The sequence below is a fragment of the Collinsella sp. AF29-7AC genome, from assembly GCF_003475665.1.
GTDB lineage: Bacteria > Actinomycetota > Coriobacteriia > Coriobacteriales > Coriobacteriaceae > Collinsella.
Genome location: NZ_QRQX01000012.1, coordinates 29,301 through 50,770 on the forward strand (window position 1 = coordinate 29,301; position 21,470 = coordinate 50,770).

General features: G+C 62.8%; 15 protein-coding genes. 13 read left to right on the forward strand and 2 right to left on the reverse strand.

Annotated features, from left to right (window positions below):
• Positions 1-30: 30 nt before the first annotated feature.
• Positions 31-1,605 carry a carboxypeptidase M32 gene (locus tag DWZ15_RS06735; RefSeq protein ID WP_118450081.1) on the reverse strand — a complete coding sequence of 525 codons (1,575 nt, stop codon included), beginning with the start codon at positions 1,603-1,605 and terminating at the stop codon, positions 31-33.
• Between the two features lie 505 nt (positions 1,606-2,110).
• On the opposite strand from DWZ15_RS06735, the gene pheS reads away from it, so the two are divergent.
• From pheS to DWZ15_RS06765, 6 genes are all read left to right on the forward strand, one after another.
• Positions 2,111-3,187: a phenylalanine--tRNA ligase subunit alpha gene (gene pheS / locus DWZ15_RS06740; RefSeq protein WP_118450083.1), complete on the forward strand. Its 1,077-nt coding sequence runs from the start codon at positions 2,111-2,113 to the stop codon at positions 3,185-3,187.
• A 162-nt stretch (positions 3,188-3,349) separates the two neighbouring features.
• On the forward strand, positions 3,350-5,803 hold the full coding sequence (pheT, locus tag DWZ15_RS06745; protein ID WP_118450085.1) for a phenylalanine--tRNA ligase subunit beta: 2,454 nt from the start codon (positions 3,350-3,352) through the stop codon (positions 5,801-5,803).
• Positions 5,804-6,053: 250 nt separating this feature from the next.
• A complete protein-coding gene (gene cbiM, locus DWZ15_RS06750; RefSeq protein WP_118450087.1) occupies positions 6,054-7,136 on the forward strand; it encodes a cobalt transporter CbiM in 1,083 nt (360 codons plus the stop codon).
• Entirely contained in the window at positions 7,114-7,950 is an 837-nt protein-coding gene (locus tag DWZ15_RS06755; RefSeq protein WP_118450089.1) for an energy-coupling factor transporter transmembrane protein EcfT, read from the forward strand. The genes cbiM and DWZ15_RS06755 overlap by 23 nt, the downstream gene beginning before the upstream one ends.
• Positions 7,951-7,994: 44 nt before the next feature.
• Entirely contained in the window at positions 7,995-8,765 is a 771-nt protein-coding gene (locus DWZ15_RS06760; protein WP_147352320.1) for an energy-coupling factor ABC transporter ATP-binding protein, read from the forward strand.
• Between the two features lie 79 nt (positions 8,766-8,844).
• Entirely contained in the window at positions 8,845-9,693 is an 849-nt protein-coding gene (locus DWZ15_RS06765) for a hypothetical protein (protein WP_118450125.1), read from the forward strand.
• A 201-nt stretch (positions 9,694-9,894) separates the two neighbouring features.
• Here DWZ15_RS06765 and pyk read toward each other — a convergent pair whose 3' ends face one another.
• A complete protein-coding gene (gene pyk / locus DWZ15_RS06770; RefSeq protein ID WP_118450093.1) occupies positions 9,895-11,355 on the reverse strand; it encodes a pyruvate kinase in 1,461 nt (486 codons plus the stop codon).
• A gap of 442 nt (positions 11,356-11,797) precedes the next feature.
• Here pyk and DWZ15_RS06775 point away from each other — a divergent pair, with 442 nt between their 5' ends.
• The 7 genes from DWZ15_RS06775 to DWZ15_RS06805 all read left to right on the forward strand — a co-directional run bounded on the left by DWZ15_RS06775 (position 11,798) and on the right by DWZ15_RS06805 (position 21,469).
• Positions 11,798-14,479 carry a cation-translocating P-type ATPase gene (locus DWZ15_RS06775; protein WP_118450095.1) on the forward strand — a complete coding sequence of 894 codons (2,682 nt, stop codon included), beginning with the start codon at positions 11,798-11,800 and terminating at the stop codon, positions 14,477-14,479.
• Between the two features lie 383 nt (positions 14,480-14,862).
• Positions 14,863-16,047, forward strand: coding sequence for a ribosome small subunit-dependent GTPase A (rsgA, locus tag DWZ15_RS06780; RefSeq protein ID WP_233540824.1), 1,185 nt, complete (start codon positions 14,863-14,865; stop codon positions 16,045-16,047).
• Between the two features lie 251 nt (positions 16,048-16,298).
• Positions 16,299-16,958, forward strand: coding sequence for a Flp pilus assembly protein CpaB (cpaB, locus tag DWZ15_RS06785; protein WP_233514444.1), 660 nt, complete (start codon positions 16,299-16,301; stop codon positions 16,956-16,958).
• Positions 16,958-18,607 (forward strand): P-loop NTPase, encoded by a 1,650-nt coding sequence (locus DWZ15_RS06790; RefSeq protein WP_118450097.1) that lies wholly within the window; start codon positions 16,958-16,960, stop codon positions 18,605-18,607. Before cpaB ends, DWZ15_RS06790 begins: the two co-directional genes overlap by 1 nt.
• Positions 18,604-19,932 (forward strand): CpaF family protein, encoded by a 1,329-nt coding sequence (locus tag DWZ15_RS06795; protein WP_006235095.1) that lies wholly within the window; start codon positions 18,604-18,606, stop codon positions 19,930-19,932. Before DWZ15_RS06790 ends, DWZ15_RS06795 begins: the two co-directional genes overlap by 4 nt.
• On the forward strand, positions 19,905-20,831 hold the full coding sequence (locus tag DWZ15_RS06800) for a type II secretion system F family protein (RefSeq protein ID WP_117634303.1): 927 nt from the start codon (positions 19,905-19,907) through the stop codon (positions 20,829-20,831). Before DWZ15_RS06795 ends, DWZ15_RS06800 begins: the two co-directional genes overlap by 28 nt.
• On the forward strand, positions 20,828-21,469 hold the full coding sequence (locus DWZ15_RS06805; RefSeq protein ID WP_055250542.1) for a type II secretion system F family protein: 642 nt from the start codon (positions 20,828-20,830) through the stop codon (positions 21,467-21,469). Before DWZ15_RS06800 ends, DWZ15_RS06805 begins: the two co-directional genes overlap by 4 nt.
• The last annotated feature ends 1 nt before the right edge of the window (position 21,470 follow it).

Sequence of the window (21,470 nt, forward strand, 5' to 3'; positions counted from 1 at the left end):
TGGCGTTGGCGATGGCGTGCTGGTCAATCCTTACAGCTGGTAGAGCGTGGTGAACTTGTCCTGCAGGTAGCTGCAGTAGTAGCGGGCATCGAACGCCATGCCGCATGCGCCCTTGATGAGCTCCGGCGCGTCCTTGGCACGGCCCCACTGCCAAATGTGCTCGCCCAGCCAGGTGCGGACGGGCGCCAAATCGCCGCTCGCACAGGCGCCGTTGAGGTCGACACCGTCGCGGCACATGGCCGGCACAAACATGGCGTCGTAGGCGCTACCCAGCGCATACGTGGGGAAGTAGCCAAACGAGCCGCCGCTCCAGTGCGTATCCTGCAGGCAGCCGCGCGTGTCGTCGGGGACGGGAATGCCCAGGTACTCGTCCATAAAGCGATTCCAAAGCGCGGGGATGTCCTTGGCCGTGGCCTCGCCGACAAACAGCATACGCTCGATCTGGTAACGCACCATAATATGCAGCGGGTAGGTGAGCTCGTCGGCCTCGGTACGGATCAGCGACGGCTGCGCGATGTTCACGGCGCGGTAGAGCGTGTCCTCGTCAACGTCGCCGTAGACCTCGGGCGCGTGGCGGCGCAGTACCTCGAGCAGCGGTCCCATAAAGGCGCGGCTGCGACCCACGGTGTTCTCAAAGAAGCGGCTCTGGCTCTCGTGGATGCCCATGGAGGTGCCGCCCTCCAGGCAGGTGCGCGCATAGGCGGGATTGACGCCCAGCTCGTACATGGTGTGCCCCGCCTCGTGGATGATGCTGTAGACGTTGGAGATGCAGTCGTTCTCGTAGATGTGCGTCGCGATGCGCGCATCGCCCACCGAGAAGCCCTCGCTAAACGGGTGCTCAGTAAAGGCAAGCGTGGTGTCGTTCAGGTCCAGGCCGACGAGCTTCATAAGGTCGAAGCTCATGGCGCGCTGAGCGGCCTCGGGCACGCGGGCGTGCAAAAAGTCGGCATCGGGCTGCTGGCCGCGCTCGCCGATGGCGTGCACGAGCGGCACGACCGTCGCCTTGACCTCATCGCAAAACGCATCGAAGCTTTTGGCGGAAAGGCCGCGCTCGTACTGGTCGAGCCAAACATCGTACGGGTCGCGCTTGGGGTCCATGAGCTCGGCCTGATGCTTAAGCTGGGCGACGATTCTATCCACATAGGGCTCAAAACTCGCCCAGTCATTGGCCGTCTTGGCCTTGTGCCACACGGCATCGGCCTCGCAGGTGAGCCTGGTCCAGGCCTCGGCCTCCTCGGTGGGGATGGCGCTTGCCTCGCGCTGGTCGCGGCCGAGCACGCGGATCTCGTCGAGCAGCTGCGGGTCGTCGATCTTGCCGCCGGCGACGGTCTCGCGTGCCAGCGAGCGCACAAGTTCGACAGACTTGTTGCTGGTCAGCAGTTTATGATGTTCGCCGGCAAGGGTGCCCATGGCATCGGCGCGCGCTGCGGCGCCGTTGGCGGGGGCAATGGTCGCGCCGTCAAACTCGGCAATCTTGAGCAGGTACTCGCGGGTCCACAGCTTGCCCTCGAGTTTGCGGAGCTTTTTGACGGCCTTATCGACCTTCATGCCTTTGGATGTCTTGCCCACTGCGGGCTCGGCCTTCTTATCGAGTTTCTTTCCCATGCCATATCCTTGATCTCGCGAGCCGAGCGCCACGGATGGGTGCACGGCCAGTTTGCACAGCTACTTGCCTTGTACCCAGCGCGAACAAAACGGAACGCGGCGATGCGCACGCAGAATGTGTTATCCTATAGCCCAATGCGTTGACGGAGAGGGTTTTGCCCGCCGCGTCGCCGGCAAGAGAGGGAAGGTCATGGGCTGCAAGCCTTCCTGCGGTGACAAGGGCCAAGCGTTCACTCCCGAGCAGCGACCTCAACGGGCGCGCGGCCAGCGGCGGCGAAGCCCCAGTAGGGAAGCCGTGAGCCTCGCGATAAGGGGCACAGAGTGGGCGCGGCGGGCCAGACATCCGCCGGGTCAAACAAGGTGGTACCGCGGAATTCAACCGTCCTTGGGCAATGCACATGCCCGAGGACGGTTTTTTTGTTACCGAACCGGGCCGCGTTTTCGCAACGTCAGACGGCGGCAGCCGCCTCGGCAAGCGGGGAGCGCGAGAGACGAAAGGGAAGACATGAGTCTGATTGATGATCTGGTCAAACTCGAGGAAGAGGCCAAGGAGCTCGTCGCAAGCGCCGACGATGCCGCCAAGCTCGAGGCTGCGCGCGTTGAGCTGCTTGGTCGTAAGGGCCGCATCACCGGCCTGATGCGCATGATGGGCAAGCTCGCCCCCGAGGATCGTCCCGTGATGGGCAAGCGCGCCAACGAGATGCGCCAGCTGATCGAGGGCATGCTCGACGAGCGTACCACCGAGATGAAGGCCGCCGCCCTCAAGCACGCACTGGAGCACGACGCCGTTGACATCACGCTGCCGGGCATCCGTCCGCAGATCGGCCACCAGCACCTGATCAAGCAGATCATCGAGGAGGCCGAAGACATCTTTAGCGGCATCGGCTACACCGTCGAGTCTGGCCCCATGGTCGATACCTCCTACTACAACTTTACCGCGCTCAACGCGCCCATGGATCACCCGAGCCGCTCGGCCCGCGATACCTTCTATGTGGTCGACAATAACCCCGGCAGCGTTGCGCACCCCGAGGCTCACGCCCACGGCGAGTCCGACGTGCTGCTGCGCACCCAGACCTCGGGCGTGCAGATCCACACCATGGAGTCGCAAAAGCCGCCCATCTACATGATTTGCCCGGGCACCGTCTACCGTCCCGACACGGCCGACGCCTGCCACCTGCCGCAGTTCAACCAGATCGAGGGCCTGGTCGTCGACGAGGGTATCACCTTTGGCGACCTTAAGGGCACGCTCGACTACTTTGTTAAGTGCATGTTTGGCGAGGACCGCAAGACGCGCTACCGCCCGCACTTCTTCCCCTTCACCGAGCCTTCCTGCGAGGTGGACGTGAGCTGCCACGTGTGCGGCGGCAAGGGCTGCAACTTCTGCAAGCACAGCGGCTGGATCGAGATCCTGGGCTGCGGCATGGTCGACCCCAACGTTCTGATCAACTGCGGCATCGATCCCGAGAAGTACACCGGCTTCGCCTTTGGTATTGGCGCCGAGCGCGTCGCGGCCCTGCGCTACGACCTGCCCGACCTCAGAACCCTGATGACTGGCGATATGCGCTTCCTGAACCAATTTTAGGCTTGCCCAGGCACCCCATCTTGGCGTTCAAACCGTCGCTCGCGTACCTTTAGTACGCGTCGCTCCTCTTTCACGCCAACCTGGGGCACCTGGACAACCCTAAGGCGAACGTCTTCATTTGATATTCCTCCCTATGCGGAGATTAAGAACTAGGAGAGCTACATGCGCGTTTCTTACGACTGGCTCAAGACCATGATCGATATTCCGGAGGATCCCAAGACCCTTTCGGACGAATATATCCGTACCGGTACCGAGGTCGAGGCGATCGACACTGTGGGCGAGTCCTTCGACCACGTGGTGACCGCCAAGGTGCTCACCAAGACCCCTCACCCCGATAGCGACCACATGTATGTGTGCTCGGTCGACGTGGGTGACAAGAACCTCGACGCCGACGGCAACCCCGCTCCGCTGCAGATTGTCTGCGGCGCGCAGAACTTCGAGGCCGGCGACCACATCGTCACGGCCATGATCGGCGCCGTGCTTCCCGGCGACGTCAAGATCAAGAAGAGCAAGCTTCGCGGCGTCGTGTCCATGGGCATGAACTGCTCCGCGCGCGAGCTCGGCCTGGGCGGCGACCACTCCGGCATCATGATCCTGCCCGAGGATACGCCCTGCGGCATGCCGTTTGCCGAGTACGTGGGCTCGAGCGACACCGTGCTCGACTGCGAGATCACGCCCAACCGTCCCGACTGCCTGTCCATGATCGGCATGGCCCGCGAGACCGGCGCCATCTTCGACCGCGATTTCCACGTTGAGCTGCCTGCCATCAAGGCCGAGACCGGCCGCGCGACCGACGACGAGCTTTCCGTCGAGATCGCCGACGAGGGTCTGTGCGACCGCTACGTCGCCCGCATCGTGCGTAACGTGAAGGTCGGTCCGTCGCCCGACTGGATGGTCAAGCGCCTCAACGCCCTGGGCGTGCGCCCGCACAACAACATCGTCGACATCACCAACTACGTGATGATGCTCACCGGTCAGCCTCTGCACGCCTTTGACCTGGACACCTTTGCCGAGCGCGAGGGCAGGCGTCGCGTGGTGGTTCGCGCCGCCCAGCAAGATGAGAAGTTCACGACGCTCGACGGCGAAGAACGCACGCTCGACGCCGGCATGGGTCTCATCACCGACGGCGAGCGCCCCGTGGCGCTGGCCGGCGTTATGGGCGGCATGGATTCCGAGATCGAGGACGACACCGTCGACGTGATGGTCGAGAGCGCCTGCTTCAACGCCGGTCGCACCTCGCACACCAGCCGTGATCTGTCGCTGATCTCCGACGCCTCCATTCGCTTTGAGCGCCAGGTCGACGAGACCGGCTGCGTGGATGTCGCCAACGTTACCTGTGCGCTCATCGAGGAGATCGCCGGCGGCGAGGTTGCTCCCGGCTATGTTGACGTTTTCCCCGCGCCCAAGACCATCGACAGCATCAAGCTGCGCCTGGCCCGCGTGCATGCCATCTGCGGTGCCGACATCGAGCCCGACTTTATCGAGCGTTCGCTCACCCGTCTGGGCTGCACCGTCGAGCGCGACGGCGAGGACTTTATGGTCACCCCGCCGAGCTTCCGTCCCGACCTGCCGCGCGAGATCGACCTAATCGAGGAGGTTCTGCGCCTGTGGGGCATGGGCCGCGTGACGGCGACCATCCCGGCTGCCAAGAACCATATTGGCGGTCTGACCCGCGAGCAGAAGCTCACCCGTAAGGTCGGTGAGATCCTGCGCGCCTGCGGTCTCAACGAGACCACGACTTTTGGCTTTGCCGCCCCGGGCGACCTGGAGAAGATCGGTATGTCCACCGAGGGCCGCGGTTGCCCCGTGGTGCTCATGAACCCGCTGGTAGCCGAGCAGACTGAGATGCGTCGTTCGCTGCTGCCGGGCCTGCTGCAGTCCGTGGCCTACAACGAGGCACACGGTACGCCCAACGTGCACCTGTACGAGGTCGGCAGCCTGTTCCATGGCCGCGAGAATGCCAGCCTGCCCAAGGAGACCAAGTCCGTGGCGGGCGTGCTCTCGGGCCAGTGGAGCGAGCAGTCCTGGAACATGAAGTACCGCAAGCTACGCTTCTTCTTTGGCAAGGGCATTGTCGAGGAGCTGCTCGCCCAGCTGCGCATCGAGAAGGTTCGCTTCCGTCCCGTCGAGGGCGAGGGCTACGCTTTCTTGCAGCCGGGTCGTGCGGCCGAGGTTCTGTCCGGCGGTACCGTGCTGGGCTGGGTCGGCGAGATTCACCCCGAGGCGCGCGAGGCGATGGGCATCGATGAGGTCGTCGTTGCCTTTGAGCTCGATCTGGACAAGCTGATCAAGGGCGCCCGCAATCAGGAGAACTACCGCGAGTTCTCGCAGTACCCGGCTGTTGAGCATGACCTTGCTATCGTGGTCGACAACGCTGTGACCTGCGAGGATCTTGAGCGCCGTATTACGAGCGCCGGCGGTAGGTTGCTCGAGGGCGTGCGCCTGTTCGACGTCTACCGCGATCCCATCCGCATCGGAGCGGGCAAAAAGTCCATGGCCTTTGCGCTTACGTATCGCTCCGACGACCACACGCTTACCAGCGAAGAGGTCGAGAAAGCGCACCAGAAGATTGTCACCAAGGTATGCAAAGGCGTAAACGGCGAGGTCCGCGGCTAGGGCTTGCGATGGGGGGCGTAGGGCCTGATGGCGGTTGCTGCGGAGCTCTGCGCGACCGCGGTGTTCGGAATAAGGCATCGCTGACCCTGCATATATGACACGCGCATTACAAAACGGCGTGCTGCTTTTGTGGCGGCGCGCCGTTTTGCTATCATAGCCTGCGGCGTGTTACGAATCATCTAGCTCGTAACACTGATGAAATGGTTCAAGCGGCGCTGCAATCCCATGTGCCGGCAACCGGGAGGCGTATATGCACATTCCAGATAACTACCTGTCCCCGCAGACCGATGCCGTTATGGCGGTGGCGATGGTGCCCGTATGGGTTCACTGCATCAAGAAAGTGCGCGCCACGCTCGATCGCGAGCATATGGCCTTTCTGGGTATTTGCGCTGCGTTCTCCTTTTTGCTCATGATGTTCAACGTGCCGCTGCCCGGCGGCACCACTGGTCACGCCGTCGGCGGCGCGCTCATCGCGCTGCTGCTAGGCCCGGAGGCCGCGGCCATCGCGGTTTCGGTCGCGCTGGCGTTGCAGGCGCTGCTGTTTGGCGACGGCGGTATCCTGTCCTTTGGCGCCAACTGCTTTAACATGGCCTTCGTGCTGCCGTTTGCCGCTGCTATCGTGTTCCGTGCGCTCAACAGCCGTTTGCACGACAAGAGCTGGGGCACCTCGGTTTCGGCCATCGTAAGCGGCTGGGTCGGCCTGTGCCTGGCGGCCCTGTGCGCGGCGGTCGAGTTTGGTATTCAGCCCATGCTCTTTACTAACGCTTCGGGCGCCCCTCTGTACTGCCCCTTCCCGCTGTCCGTGGCTATTCCGGCCATGTTGATCCCGCATATGCTGGTTGCCGGCGTGATCGAGGGCGTGGCGACGGCCGCCATCTACGGCTTCATTAAGAAGACGGCGCCGAGCATTATCGTCGGCCCCGAGGCCGCCGAAGGCCAGCTTGCCGCCGATGGTACCGCCAAGAAGACTTCCCTGATCCCCACGCTCATTCTGGTCGCCGTGCTTGTCGTGGCTACGCCGCTCGGCTTGCTTGCCACCGGTGACGCCTGGGGTGAGTGGGACGCCGAGGGCGCTGCGACCGCCGTTCAGGAGGCTGGTGACGACAGTCTGCAGGCTTCGGTCGGCCTCGATACCCCGACCTTTGCCGATGCCTTGCCCACGGGCGATTATCTGCAGGCCTATTCCGAGGAGCAGGGCCTTGGCTTTGCCGGCCAGGCTGTCATGTATATTCTTTCGGGCGTGATTGGCGTGGCGGTGCTCACCATCGCATTCCGTCTGATCTCGCTGACGGTTAAGGAAAGCGGTGCTCATGGCAATAGCCGAGCTGCCTAGTTGGCTTGCGGCCGAGGAGCGATACGAGCCCGCGGGGGCTCGGCATCGTGTGATGCAAAAGAACGTCCTGCACCTGGCGAGCCTGCTTGAGCGGGTTCGCCTGGGTGGAGGCGCGAACGAGGGCGGGTCGATGGTCGACCGCGCCCTTTCTTGCGTTTCGGCTCCGGTGCGTTTGGTGGGGATGTTTGTCTGCGTTCTGTGCGTGTGCCTGACGCAAAGCCCGCTGTATCTGATGTTGATGGCGGCGATCGCGTTGGTGTTGGTCGCGGTGCGCCCCGCACGCGGGCTGCGCGCGACCTTTGTACCGGCGCTTGGCGCTGCGGGGCTCGCGGTGGTTCTGGCGCTGCCTGCCCTGCTGCTGGGCGCGTCTGCCACGGGTGCCATGCTCAAGATCGCGCTCAAGACGTTTATTAATGTGTCGCTGGTGCTGGGTGTTTCGTGGACCCTCACGTGGAGCCGCATGTCGGCGGCGCTCAAAATGCTGCATCTACCCGACGAAGTTATCTTTACGTTTGATATGGCGCTCAAGCACATCGAGGTGCTGGGTCGCACGGCGCACGATCTGTGCGAGTCGGTCATGCTGCGCAGCGTCGATTCCGCGCCTGAGGGATTTTCGCGTACCGATTCGATCGCGGGTATCATGGGCATGACCTTTATCAAGGCGATGGAATTCAGTCGCGCGATGGACGAGGCCATGCTGTGCCGCGGCTTTGCCGGCGTGTATCCGGCGCCTGCACGGATCGGCTTTGGCTGGCGCGATGTCGTTTACGCGGCCGTTGTGGTTCTGCTTGCCGTGTTGCGCGCGGTGCTGTAACGCGGGCGGTCGAACCGTCGATATGAATAGGGAAGGGCGACGTTTTGGCAAATGATACAAATGGCGCGATGGGCGCGAGCGGTGCTGCAAGCGCCGAGGCCACGCCGCTCATCGAGTTTCGCGACGTAGTGTTCTCCTATGCGGGGCATACGGTTGTCGATGGCGTGTCGCTGCAGGTCGATCGTGGTGAACTCGTTGCCCTGCTCGGTCCCAACGGCTGCGGTAAGACGACGATTATGCGCCTTATCAACGGTCTTGAACTTGCGGACGAAGGGGCATACCTGTTTGACGGGCACGTGATCGATGCGGCGTTTCTAAAGGATTCTGCGGCCGCTCAGCGCTTCCACCAGCGCGTAGGTTTTGTGTTTCAAAATGCCGATGCTCAGCTGTTCTGCGCCACGGTGGGCGAGGAAGTCGCTTTTGGTCCGGCTCAAATGGGGTTGCCGGCAGGCGAGCTCGAGCGCCGCGTGCGCGATGCCATGGGGCTGTTCCAGGTTGCCGACCTTGCCGACGCCTCGCCCTATCAGCTTTCGGGCGGGCAAAAGAAGCGTGTGGCGCTGGCGGCAGTCGTGTCGATGAACCCCGATATCCTAGTGCTCGATGAGCCCACCAACGGGCTCGATGAGGACTCGTGCGACATTGTGGTCAACTTTTTGTTGGCCTACGTTGCCGCCGGTAAGACGGTTTTGATGAGTACACATCACCAGGATTTGGTGCGCCGCCTGGGGGCCCGTGCCATCTATATCGATCGATATCACCATGTGGTCGAGGCGCCCGTGCCGTCGTATGGAACCGAAAGCGGTGCTGCGGAATAGTTGCTGCGTAGAGCGTGCGTAGCCGTCCGCGCGGCTTTGCCGTGATGGTATAGTTATCCAGGTTTTTATGGGGGTGGCTATGCCAAGTTGGAACATTCATATCGCTCAAACGGAGCGCTTGCTGGCGCGTGCTGGCGTGCTTGCCGATAGCGTTCGTGACCGCAATGCCTTCTTGTTTGGCTGCGTGGTTCCGGACATTTTTGTGGGCTATATGGTTCCCGGTATCGCTGATCCCATTCCGTATCGCATTACGCACTTTGCAAAGCCCGAGCCTATCCCTAAGCCGCGCGAGCACGAGTTCTGGGATACCTATGTGGCGCCGCTGCTTAAAGGCGCACCCGCGGGCGAACCCGCCGAGGCTACCTCGATTGTCGAGGAGCGCGAGCGACTGAATCGCGTGCACTATCCCCAGTGCTACAGGGATGCCGAGCCGGTTGTCGGTCCCGGCGCTCGTGAGTTCTCGCTTGCGTCCGAGGACGTGGCGCAGTCGTTGCTCGATTTGACACTGGGTGTCTGGTCGCATCTGGTGGCCGATACCGTATGGAATACGCGTGTGAATCAGTACCTGGAGGCGCACGGCGGCAAGCCGTGCGAGGAATTCCGCATTAAAAAGCAAGGCGACTTTGACTGGTTTGGCAAGACGCTCGGCATTGTTTCGATTCCGCGCGCGACCGATCGCCTGTATACTGCAGCGACGCGTTTTGGGCAGTATCCCATTCAGAAGGAGTATGTGCTCAAGACCATTGGCGTTATGCACGAGATCGTGCGCGAAAACCCCGGTGAGCCCGATCATCCGCCATACCGTCTGCTGACCGAGGAGTTCTTCGACGCAACGTTTACCGAGGTCATCGAGCTGACCGAGGCGGGATTTGCAGCTCGCGTTGCCGCTTCTGACGTTTCCGCAGTCCCTCTGATCACTAGCTGCTAGCCGACCGACTTGACGGTGAACAGTTCATCCCAATTGACCAACAGTTCCCGCCGCAGGGCATCTTCGATGGTGCACTCAGTATCGGAAAGGCTCGCGACTGATCACAAATCGATGAAGCGGCATATGAAGAAGGTCTAAAAAGGGCCCGGAAGGCTTTGCCTTCCGGGCCCTTTGCAATGCAAATATGCTTGCAAGTGCGATTTAGCGCACCTGAGCGACGTAAGCGACGTTGGTCGAGGAGACCTTGTCCTCGAGCTGGACGCTCATGCGGGGATCGCCGGCGGTAGCGACGGTCAAATCGCCGGCCTCGACGTAGCCGAGCTCCTTAGCGGTCTCAATCGCCTTGACGATCGTGCCGTTGACGGTGCCCTGGGTAATCTCGGCCTGGTGCGGGATAACGCCCCAGTACATGATCATCTGCTGGACGGCCCACTCGTGGCGGGAGAACGCGCAGATCGGCATGTTGGGACGGAAGTGCGAGATCAGACGAGCGGTACGACCGGTGGTCGTCGGCACGGTGATGCACTTGGCGCCAACGGTGGTGGCCATGTTCACAGCGGACATACCCACAACGTTGTTGACGACGCGGGTGCCGTGAGCATCGGCCGGAACCTCGAGCGGAGCGTGGGCCGGGAGGTACTTCTCGGTCTCGAGAGCAATGCTGGCCTGCATCTTGACGGCCTCGACCGGGTACTTACCGGCAGCGGACTCGCCAGAGAGCATAACGGCGTCAGTGCCGTCGTAGATGGCATTCGCAACGTCGGCAACCTCGGCGCGCGTCGGGCGCGGGTTCTGCTGCATGGAGTCGAGCATCTGCGTAGCGGTGATGACGGGCTTGTAAGCCGCGTTGCACTTGGCGATGATCTCCTTCTGGATGTGGGGAACGAGCTCGGGCTTGATCTCGATGCCCAGGTCGCCACGGGCGACCATGATGCCGTCGGAAGCCTCGAGGATCTCGTCAAAGTTCTCGACGCCCAGGGCGCACTCGATCTTCGGGAAGATCGTCACGTGCTCGCCACCGTTCTCGCGGCAAAGCTCGCGGATGCCGCGGACGGACTCGCCGTCACGGATGAAGGAAGCGGCGATGTAGTCGATGTTCTCGGTCAGGCCAAAGAGGATGTCCTGACGATCGCGCTCGGTGATAGCGGGCAGCGAGATGTTGACGTTGGGCATGTTGACGCCCTTGCGCTCGCCGATCAGGCCGTCGTTCTTAACGACGCAGGTCATGTCCTGGCCACTGACGGACTCGACCTCGAGGGCAACCAGGCCGTCATCGATCAGGATGAGGGAGCCCTTCTCGACCTCGGAGGGCAGAGCCAGGTAGTCGAGGGAGATGTGCTCAGCGGTGCCGTGGAAATCCTCGGACGTGGGCCGAGCGGTGACGACGATCTTGTCGCCGGTCTTGACGGCAACCTTCTTGCCGTCGACCAGAAGGCCGGTGCGGACCTCGGGGCCCTTGGTGTCGAGCAGGATGCCGACGGGCAGACCGAGCTCCTTGGAAATACGACGGACGCGCTCGATGCGACCGTGGTGCTCGTCGTAGGAGCCGTGCGAGAAGTTAAAACGGGCGACGTTCATGCCCGCCTTGATCATCTCGCGGATGGTCTCGTCGCTATCGCAGGCGGGACCCATGGTGCATACAATCTTAGTGCGCTTGTACATTCAGACCTCCATCTGACATCGTCTTGCGCTGATAGATAAACCATAAGAAATAAAATCGAGTTGATTATAACGAAATACCGACCGAATACCCCAAAAAAACGACCGTATGCCGATTAAGAAGTTCATTTTTTGCGGGAAAAACGGTATATGAAAAATCTTTACCAACCGCTCTAACCGCTGTTATCTGGGCGATATTTCAGTTTGACGAAGTGCCGAAGAAAAAACGTTTTACCAACATTGAGCATCACACGGTCTGCACCGTTGCACTCGAGCCGTGTTTCCAATTGGAATGTTTTGGCTAGACGCGCCGCTTTGGGGTACCATAGCTCCACTATCAACTGCCGCTCAGCACGGCAGCCTTGATGAGCCCTTGCCCTTCTCCTGGGAATTATGATCGGGCATCAATCTGCTGAGTGGCCCGAATCCCAGGAGGGGACTCTATATGCAAAAGGAATACCTGTCCGCCGCGGCGGAGGTGCTCAGCGACCAAGGTGTCGATGAGAACCTCGGCCTGAGCAGCGACGAGGCGTCATCGCGCCTCGCCAAGACAGGCCCTAACAAGCTCGAGGAAGCCGAGAAGACGCCGCTGTGGAAGCGTTTCTTTGAGCAGATGGCCGACCCCATGGTCATCATGCTGATCGTTGCCGCCGTTATCAGCGCGCTCACGGGCATGGTCAAGGGCGAGCCCGACCTTGCCGATGTTGCCATCATCATGTTCGTCGTTATCGTCAACTCGGTGCTGGGCGTGGTCCAGGAAGCCAAGAGCGAGGAGGCCCTCGAGGCCCTGCAGGAGATGAGTGCGGCGCAGTCCAAGGTGCTGCGCGACGGCAAGCTCGTGCACCTGCCGAGCGCCGAGCTCGTGCCCGGCGACGTGATCATGCTCGAGGCGGGCGACTCCGTCCCGGCCGACTGCCGCGTGCTCGAGAGCGCCACGATGAAGATCGAAGAGGCCGCGCTCACCGGCGAGTCCGTGCCCGTAGAGAAGCACGCCAACGTGATCGAGCTCGCTGCGGGCACCGATGACGTGCCGCTCGGCGACCGTAAGAACATGTGCTATATGGGCTCCACCGTCGTGTACGGCCGTGGTCGCGCCGTCGTGGTCGGCACCGGCATGAACACCGAGATGGGCAAGATCGCCGGCGCCCTGGCCGAGGCCAAGGAAGAGCTCACGCCGTTGCAAGTGAAGCTCGCCGAGCTCAGCCGCATCCTTACCATTATGGTTATCGTCATCTGCGTCGTCATCTTTGGCGTTGATATCATCCGCCACGGCGTGGGCAACGTTCTTACCGACCCGACCGCCCTGCTCGATACCTTTATGGTCGCCGTCTCGCTCGCCGTCGCTGCCATCCCCGAGGGCCTGGTCGCCGTCGTGACCATCGTGCTATCGCTTGGCGTGACCAAGATGGCTAAGCGCCAGGCAATCATCCGCAAGCTCTCTGCCGTCGAGACTCTCGGCTGCACGCAGACCATCTGCTCCGACAAGACCGGTACCCTTACCCAAAACAAGATGACCGTCGTCAAGCACGAGCTCGCTGCGCCCAAGGAGAAGTTCCTGGCCGGCATGGCGCTGTGCTCCGATGCTCAGTGGGACGAGGAGCTGGGCGAGGCCGTGGGCGAGCCGACTGAGTGCGCGCTCGTCAACGACGCCGGCAAGGCGGGCCTCACTGGCCTGACTGCCGAGCATCCGCGCGTGGGCGAGGCCCCGTTTGACTCGGGCCGCAAGATGATGTCCGTGGTCGTCGAGACCCTGGATGGCGAGTACGAGCAGTACACCAAGGGTGCGCCCGACGTGGTGATCGGCCTGTGCACCCATATCTACGAGGGCGATAAGGTCGTCCCCCTGACCGAGGAGCGCCGCGCCGAGCTCGTGGCGGCCAACAAGGCCATGGCCGACGAGGCCCTGCGCGTACTGGCGCTGGCAAGCCGCACCTACACCGAGGTTCCCGACGACTGCAGCCCCGCTGCGCTCGAGCATGACCTGGTCTTCTGTGGCCTGTCCGGCATGATCGACCCGGTCCGTCCCGAGGTGGCCGACGCTATCCACGAGGCGCACGACGCCGGTATCCGCACCGTCATGATCACGGGCGACCACATCGACACCGCCGTGGCCATCGCCAAGCAGCTGGGCATCGTCACCGATCGCAGCCATGCCATCACCGGTGCCGACCTCGATCGCATGAGCGACGAGGAACTCGACGCGCACATCGAGGACTACGGCGTGTACGCCCGCGTCCAGCCCGAGCACAAGACACGCATCGTCGAGGCTTGGAAGTCGCGCGACCAGATCGTGGCCATGACGGGCGATGGCGTCAACGACGCCCCGTCCATCAAGCGCGCCGACATTGGCGTTGGTATGGGCATCACCGGTACCGACGTCACCAAGAACGTCGCCGACATGGTACTTGCCGATGACAACTTCGCTACCATCATCGGCGCCTGCGAAGAGGGTCGTCGCATCTACGACAACATCCGCAAGGTCATCCAGTTCCTGCTTTCGGCCAACCTTGCCGAGGTGTTCTCGGTGTTTATCGCCACGCTCATCGGCTTTACCATCTTCCAGCCGGTGCAGCTGCTGTGGGTGAACCTGGTCACCGACTGCTTCCCCGCGCTTGCGCTGGGCATGGAGGATGCCGAGGGCGACATCATGAAGCGCAAGCCGCGCAACGCCAAGGACGGTGTCTTTGCCGGACATATGGGTCTGGACTGCGTGGTCCAGGGCCTAATCATCACCGCGCTGGTGCTGGCGAGCTTCTTTGTGGGCGTGTACTTTGACATGGGCTACATCCACATCGCCGATATGATCGCCGGCAATGCCGACGAGGAAGGCGTGATGATGGCGTTCATCACGCTCAACATGGTCGAGATTTTCCACTGCTTCAATATGCGCAGCCGTCGTGCGTCGCTGTTCACCATGAAGAAGCAGAACAAGTGGCTGTGGGCTTCCGCCGCGCTGGCACTGGTGCTGACGGTGATCGTGACCGTGCAGCCGACGCTTGCCGAGATGTTCTTTGGCCCCGTGACGCTTGAGCTCAAGGGCGTTGTCGCTGCCCTGGGCCTGGCCTTCCTGATCATCCCGCTGATGGAGATCTACAAGGCGATCATGCGCGCGGTCGAGAAGGAGTAAGTTAACCTGTCCGGGCCCGCCCCTGCGTGTTTTCTTCTTCGCTGGTCCTCGCGCTTCGCGCTGCGGGATCGCTCAGAAGAAAACACTCCCAGGGTGGGCCCTACGGTATCCTTACTGGCTTTTCTCCCGCGCGGATGAAAAAGGGCTGAGGGAAAGAAGGTGAGCGGCCGAGCAATTGCTCGGCCGCTCGTTTTGAATAAAGGATGTGCCCTTTGGAAACCCCTCTCGGCGGGCGGGCCCTGCGGTGACGTTGCTGACTTTTCTCCCGTGTGGATGATAAAGGCTGAGGGAAAGTGTGTGAGTCGGTCGAGCATTTGCTCGACCGACTCTTTTTTGTGGGAAAATACCTGCTCAGTTGTGATTTTTGGTGCTGGGAGGCGTTTGTGGCTAAGGCTAAGGCTAAGGCGAAGAAAAAGACGACGGGGGCGCGGGCTAAGCGTGATCGTCGTCGGAAGCTCGCGACCGAACCCCCTGCATCTGCTGAGGAGTTGCTGGCGAGTGTACCGGGGCTTGACGCGCTGCAGGATGTTCCGGCGTTTGATGACCTGCCGGTCGATGAAGCTCAGCAGGCTGCCTTTGATGATTTCTGCGCACATGCCGAGGAGCCCGAGCAGATGCAGCTTGGCGCCGTGGTGCGCTTGGATCGTGGGTTTCCGCTGGTGGCGACTGCCGACGATACCTTCCGCGCCGAGCATGCCGTGGGATTTGCCAAGTCGCGCGGTGGGGACGAGGTCCTGCTGCCTGCCGTGGGCGATCGTGTGGCGGTGCGCCGCGCTCCCGGGCACGATATGGGCGTGATTGAATGCGTGCTGCCGCGCCGTACGAGCTTTGAGCGTTGGCGCGGCCGTGCCCGCGGAGAGCGCCAGGTGCTCTGCTCCAACGTGGATAGCGTGCTAATCGTGCAGGCGCTCGGTGCCGGCGAGGTGCTGCTCGACCGTGTGGCGCGTTCGCTGGTATTGGCGCTCGACTGCGATGCCGAGCCGGTGGTGGTACTCACCAAAGCTGACCGCTGCGATGCCGAGGAACTCGAGCGCGATCTGGACCGCGTGCGCCGCCTGGTGGGTCCGGACGTGCGCGTGATCGTGACGTCCTCTGCCGAGGGCCGCGGCCTGGACGAGGTCCGTGCCTGCGTGCCTGCCGGGAGCTGCGCCATGATTCTGGGCGAGTCGGGTGCCGGCAAGTCGACGCTGCTCAATGCGCTGCTGGGCCACGATACGTTGGCGACCGGCGGTGTGCGCGAACGCGACGACCAGGGCCGTCACACTACCGTCGCGCGCGTGATGGTGACGCTGCCGGGCGACGCCGGCGTGATCGCCGATGCCCCGGGCCTGCGCAGCCTACCGCTCGTGGGTCACGAGCGGGGACTGGCCCGCGCCTTCCCCGAGATTGTCGAGGCATCGCGCGCGTGCCGGTTTGGCGATTGCACGCATACCCATGAGCCGGGTTGCGCCGTTCGCGAGGCCGAGGACGCCGGGCAGATCGATAGCCTGCGTCTGGAAACGTTCCAAAACCTGGCGTTATCCATGCGCGTGAGTGCTCAAATGCTCGATCCCGATGTCCATCTGTAATTGATTTTTCCTATGACAGCCGTTTCCCAACTGTTCGGGAGACGGCTTTTTGCTGCGGAAAAGCCTCGAAACATGCAGTTTGCTGACGTGCTGACCAAAACCTTGCCACGAGCTTGACGGGCTGGTCAGCTTTTGGTCAGCGATTGGTTTGACATCGAAAACCAAGATTGCGATTGCGCCGCTTTGCACTCTGGCCGCCCAGACAATGGTGGTACGGGCATTCGCCCGGCACTGCCATGAGAGGAGCGGCCGTGAACAAGAGCAAGCGCATCGCCATCAGTCTGGTCGCGGGCGTGCTCGCTGCTCTGCTCTGCATGGTTTACGGCTCGTCGATCCGCTCGCAAGCCGAACAGGTCCAGGCTGAGACCTTGGCCAAGTACGGTGGCGATCGCGTCGAGGTATGCGTCGCGGCGCGCGATATCGATGTGGGCGAGACCCTCGATGAGACCAATGTCATAACCCAGGAGTGGTTGACGAGTCTGCTGCCGCGTGACGCGGCGACCGAGCTACGCCAGGTGCGCGGCGACGTGACGACTTCGCGTATTCCCAAAAACGCCGTGATCTGCAATGTCTACACCAAGGCCGAGAGCCACATGCTCGAGGTGCCTAAGGGCAAGGTCGCCGTTTCGGTGGCGGTCGATGCCGAGCACTCGGTCGGCGGTGCTGCGGGCGTGGGCAGCTACGTGGACGTGTACGTGCAAAAAGACGGCGTGACCGATCGGCTGTGCGGCGCGTACGTGATCGATACCAGCGAGGATTCCGGTGCCACGCGCGAGGGCAAGATCGAATGGGTGACGCTGGCGGCTGACCCCGAAGACGTCAAGGAACTGCTGGGAGCCTCGGGCAAGGGAACGGTCAGCTTGACGATTCCCGCCACGGCGCGCGGCAAAAAGAGCGGAGGCGACGAGTGATGAAGGCGATCTGGCTTGCGTGCTGCGCGTGCGGCGATTACGGACTGTTGCAGCGGGAAGTCGAGGGCCGTGATGTGGGTGCACAGGTGCTTCGTGTGGGTGACCTGGACGGGCTGGTTTCCATGGCACGGGCGTTTCCGTCACGCCGCGGGGCTGCCATCATCGCGGCGTCTCTATTTGATACCGAAGATGTGCGCAAGACTGTTGCGCGCCTGACGGCCGAAGGCCGCGTGAGCCGCGTGGTCGTGTTGATAGAAGCGCTCGATCCGTCGGATATCGAGGGGCTGTTTCGCGCGGGGGCGACCGAGGTCATCGCTGCACACAGTATATGCGGCAACGGGCGCGCGGGCGAGGGAGCGGTTGATTCCGATCGGCGCATGACGATTGAGCCCGATGCTTTTGTTGATAGGGAACCCGGGGCGCCTCGCGCTACAAGAGGCCCGCGTGTTGATGATTATGGAAAAGCGGAAGCCGAGCATGGTCGGCGCCCCCGGAACCCCCTTGTACACGATGACGCTGGAGGGCCGGCGCAGCATGCTGGCGATTCCCCGGCTGTAGATATGGGATACGTGCACGGCGTGAATCTGGCGGATGAACTCGATGAAGTTGAGGGCTTTGCCGGGTGCGGCGAGTTGTCGCTGATGCAGCATGAGCAGATTGCGCAGAACGAGCCTGCCTCGCAGACCGAACAAGCTGCCATGCCGGCTTGGACGCAGCGTGTGGTTGCGGCGGGGGAGACGGGGACGCTGTCACCGACGCCCGCCCCGCCGCCTCCGATGCCGCCGGCAGACGCTGCCGCTTCGCCGCATCGAGCTCCGGTCATCTGCGCCATTTCGGGTTCGGGCGGTTGCGGCAAGTCGACGATCGTTGCCACCATGGCACACACATCGTCGCTGTTGGGCTTGCGTGCCGCCGTGCTCGACCTGGACCTGATGTTTGGAAACCTTTACGACTTGTTAGGCGTCGATGCTCCGCGCGATATGGCGGCACTTATCGAGCCGTCGGCGGCGGGCACGCTCACCGAGCCGGATATCGTAGCCACATCGATGCGCGTGGCGCCGGGCGTTACGCTCTGGGGTCCCGTCGCGGCGCCCGAGCAAGCCGAGCTCATGGCACGTCCGGTGGAGCTACTGCTTGATGTCCTGCGTCGCGAATCCGACGTGGTCTTTATCGATACCTCGGTCTTTTGGGGCGACGCCGTGGCGGCTGCGGTGGCGGCGAGCGACCGTTGCCTGGTCGTTGGCGATGCGGCGGTGTCGTCCGCGACATCGGCGTCGCGCGTCATTGAACTGGCAAGTCGAGTAGGTGTGCCGCGCACGCGCATGAGCGCCGTGTTCAACCGGTTCGGTGCGCGCGGGGCAGACGAGGACGTCGCCATGCGCTTTGAGATTGCCTGTGCGTTGAGCTCCAAGATTCGTATCGCCGATGGCGGGCAGGATCTCGCCGCGCTCATGGCGTTTGGGCGCGCTGACGAGGCAGTGGGGCAGACCAGCGCTTTTGCGACTAGCGTGCGCGAGGCCACGCGCGAGATGCTCGTGGAACTGGGGTGCGCCGTCGGCCCTTGGAGCGATATGGTCGCCGACCGTGCAACGCGCACCGAACGCCCGCGTATCCGCCTTCCCTGGTCGCGCGAGGGTGATCAGCGATGAGCCTGCAAACGAGGATTAAGGCTGCCGGCGCTGCGGCGGCGGCAGCGCCTGTAGATGCGGGGCGTCGCCGTGCCGTGAAACGACGCACCAAGCGCGCCGTGATGGACCGCATGGGTTACGACGAAGTGGCGCGTATCAGCGCCTATATCGACCCGGCACTTGCCCGCTCGGAATTGCGTCCTGCGGTGGAGGCGGCGCTCAATGTTGAGGAGCCGACCGATCTCGCGACGCCCGAGCGCGAGACCATCATCGACGAGATTTTGGATGACGTGGTGGGCTTGGGGCCGTTGCAGCCGCTCATCGAGGACGACACCGTTACCGAGATCATGATCAACGGCTGCCGCTCGGCTTTCTTTGAACGCGGCGGCGTCTTGTACCCCATCGAGCATGCGTTTGAGGATGATGAGCAGATCCGTGTGCTTATCGACCGCATTATCTCGCCACTTGGCCGCCGTATCGACGAGCGCAGCCCCATCGTCAACGCCCGCCTCAAAACGGGCTATCGCGTCAACGCGGTGATTCCGCCTGTGGCGATTGACGGACCGATTCTCACCATCCGAAAGTTCTCGGACCGTATCTGCTCGCTGGACGAGCTCGTGGGGTTGGGATCGCTGCCGCTTTGGTATGCGCAGCTGCTGTCGTGTGCGGTGTCGCTGCGACAGGACCTGGCGGTTGCGGGGGGCACGGGATCTGGTAAGACCACCCTGCTCAACGCGTTGTCATGTGAGATTTCCACCGGCGAGCGCATCGTGACGATCGAGGACTCTGCCGAGCTCAAGTTTGCGCATCATCCGCACGTGGTGCGCCTAGAGGCGCGCGAGGCTTCAATTGAGGGCGAGGGCGCGGTGACGATCCGCGACCTGGTAACTAATGCCCTACGCATGCGCCCCGACCGCATCGTGGTGGGCGAGGTGCGCGGTGCCGAGTGCTGCGACATGTTGCAGGCCATGAACACGGGCCACGACGGGTCGCTCACCACACTTCATGCGGGTTCAGAACAGGAGACCGTGGTGCGTCTGACGTTGCTTGCACGTTATGGCATCGATCTGCCGAGCGAGCTCATCGAGGAGCAGATTGCCATGGCGCTCGACGGCATCGTGATGTCCGAGCGCCACGCCGATGGCAGGCGTTTCGTCTCCTCGTATTCGGGGGTGCGACGCGCCGCATCGGGTGGCGTAGAGCTCGAGCGCTATGTGACGTTCGATGCCGCCGAGCGCACCTGGACGCTTGACCGCGAGCCGCCGTTTATCGCAGAAGGCCTGCGGTCGGGGACGCTCACACAAGAGGAGGTGGACGAATGGAGATCACTGTGCCCCTCGTCGTAGGGGGCTTGGCAGGGCTTTCTGTCGCGACGGCGTGCGGAGTGGAACCTCGTGTGCCGCAGGTACCGCCGGCGGAGCTGGCACGTCAGGCGCTCGAGACGGTGGCAGAGAAGCTGCCGCGTGAGCTGGTGGAAAACGATCTGCTGAAAAAGATCGCCCGTTCGTGGGCATCGCTGGCTCCGGCGCATCGCCTTGGCCTCGTGATCGAAGATGCTTCGGGACGTTTGGCGTTTCTGCTGCTATCGAGCGGTGTCTGCTGCGTTTTACTAACGATGGTGTCGTTATCGCCCCTCGGATTTGCCTCGGGACTTGTTGCTCCGTTTGCCGTTGGTGCCGCTTGGGATGGCTTTGAGAGCCGGCGCGAGCAACACGATGCAGAAGAGGCAATGCCCGAGGCGTTTACCGCACTTTCCATGTCGCTTGCCTCGGGACATTCGCTGGCCCAGGGCATGCGCTTTGTGGGCGCTCATGCGCAAGAGCCAGTGCATACCGAGTTTTTGCGGGTGGCGGCGGCGATCGATTGCGGCATCTCGGCGACCGACGCGCTCGATGACTTGCTCGTGCGTATCGACGCCCCCGGTCTTTCGCTTGTGACCTTGGCGCTTAAGGTGTCTCAGCGCACCGGCGCTCCGCTTGCCGACTTACTGTCCGAGGCGTCGAGCATGGTGGGGGAGCGCATCGAGCTCAAGCGCCGCCTGGATGTTAAGACGTCGCAGGCTCGCATGTCTGCGCATATGGTCGCGGCGATGCCGGCGGGCATGTGCGCGGTGTTGGCGCTGCTTTCGGCAGATTTTCGTCGCGGTCTTGCGACGCCCGCCGGCGCGGGCGCTGTGGTGTTGGGTCTTGCCCTCAACGCCGTTGCCCTGGTGGTTATCCGGCGCATTATGCGGGTGGAGCTATGAGCGCCCCGGTTGCAGTTGCGGCTTGCCTGTGCGCCCTGAGTGTATTTGTCGCGACGGGTTTGGATCGGGCGGATGCACGCAAGATCGCAGGGGCCTGCAAGCGCGAGGCGGTGCTGGTCGCTGCCGCGGGTCGCTCGGTGGTCGATGCTCTGACCGCGCGAGTGAAGGGCGCGGTTGGAGCGGGCGGCCCGGCGCGAGTGTCGCTCGGCGAAGTTTCCGAGATGATTGATGTTGTGCGCTTGGGTCTTTCGGCCGGTCTTTCGTTTGATGCGGCGCTTGAGATTTTCTGCGCCAACCGCCGGTCAGTGCTGGCTCTTCGCCTTGAGCGCGCCTGCATGGCGTGGCAGGTGGGCGTGGGCACGCGTGAGGACGAGTTGTTGGCCGCCGCGCGCGACCTGGACGTGCGAGCGCTCGAGACCTTTGCCATCACGGTGGGGCAGGCGCTCGCCCTGGGTGCCCCACTTGCCGAGACGCTGGCCGCTCAAAGTCGCGAGATCCGTGCGGCTCATCGCGCCGCGGTCGAGCGCGAGATCGAGCGTGCGCCCGTCAAGCTGCTGATTCCCACCGGCACGCTCATCTTGCCGGCGTTGCTTCTGTCCATATTGGGCCCGCTGCTGGGAGCAGGCGGGATGATGTAGG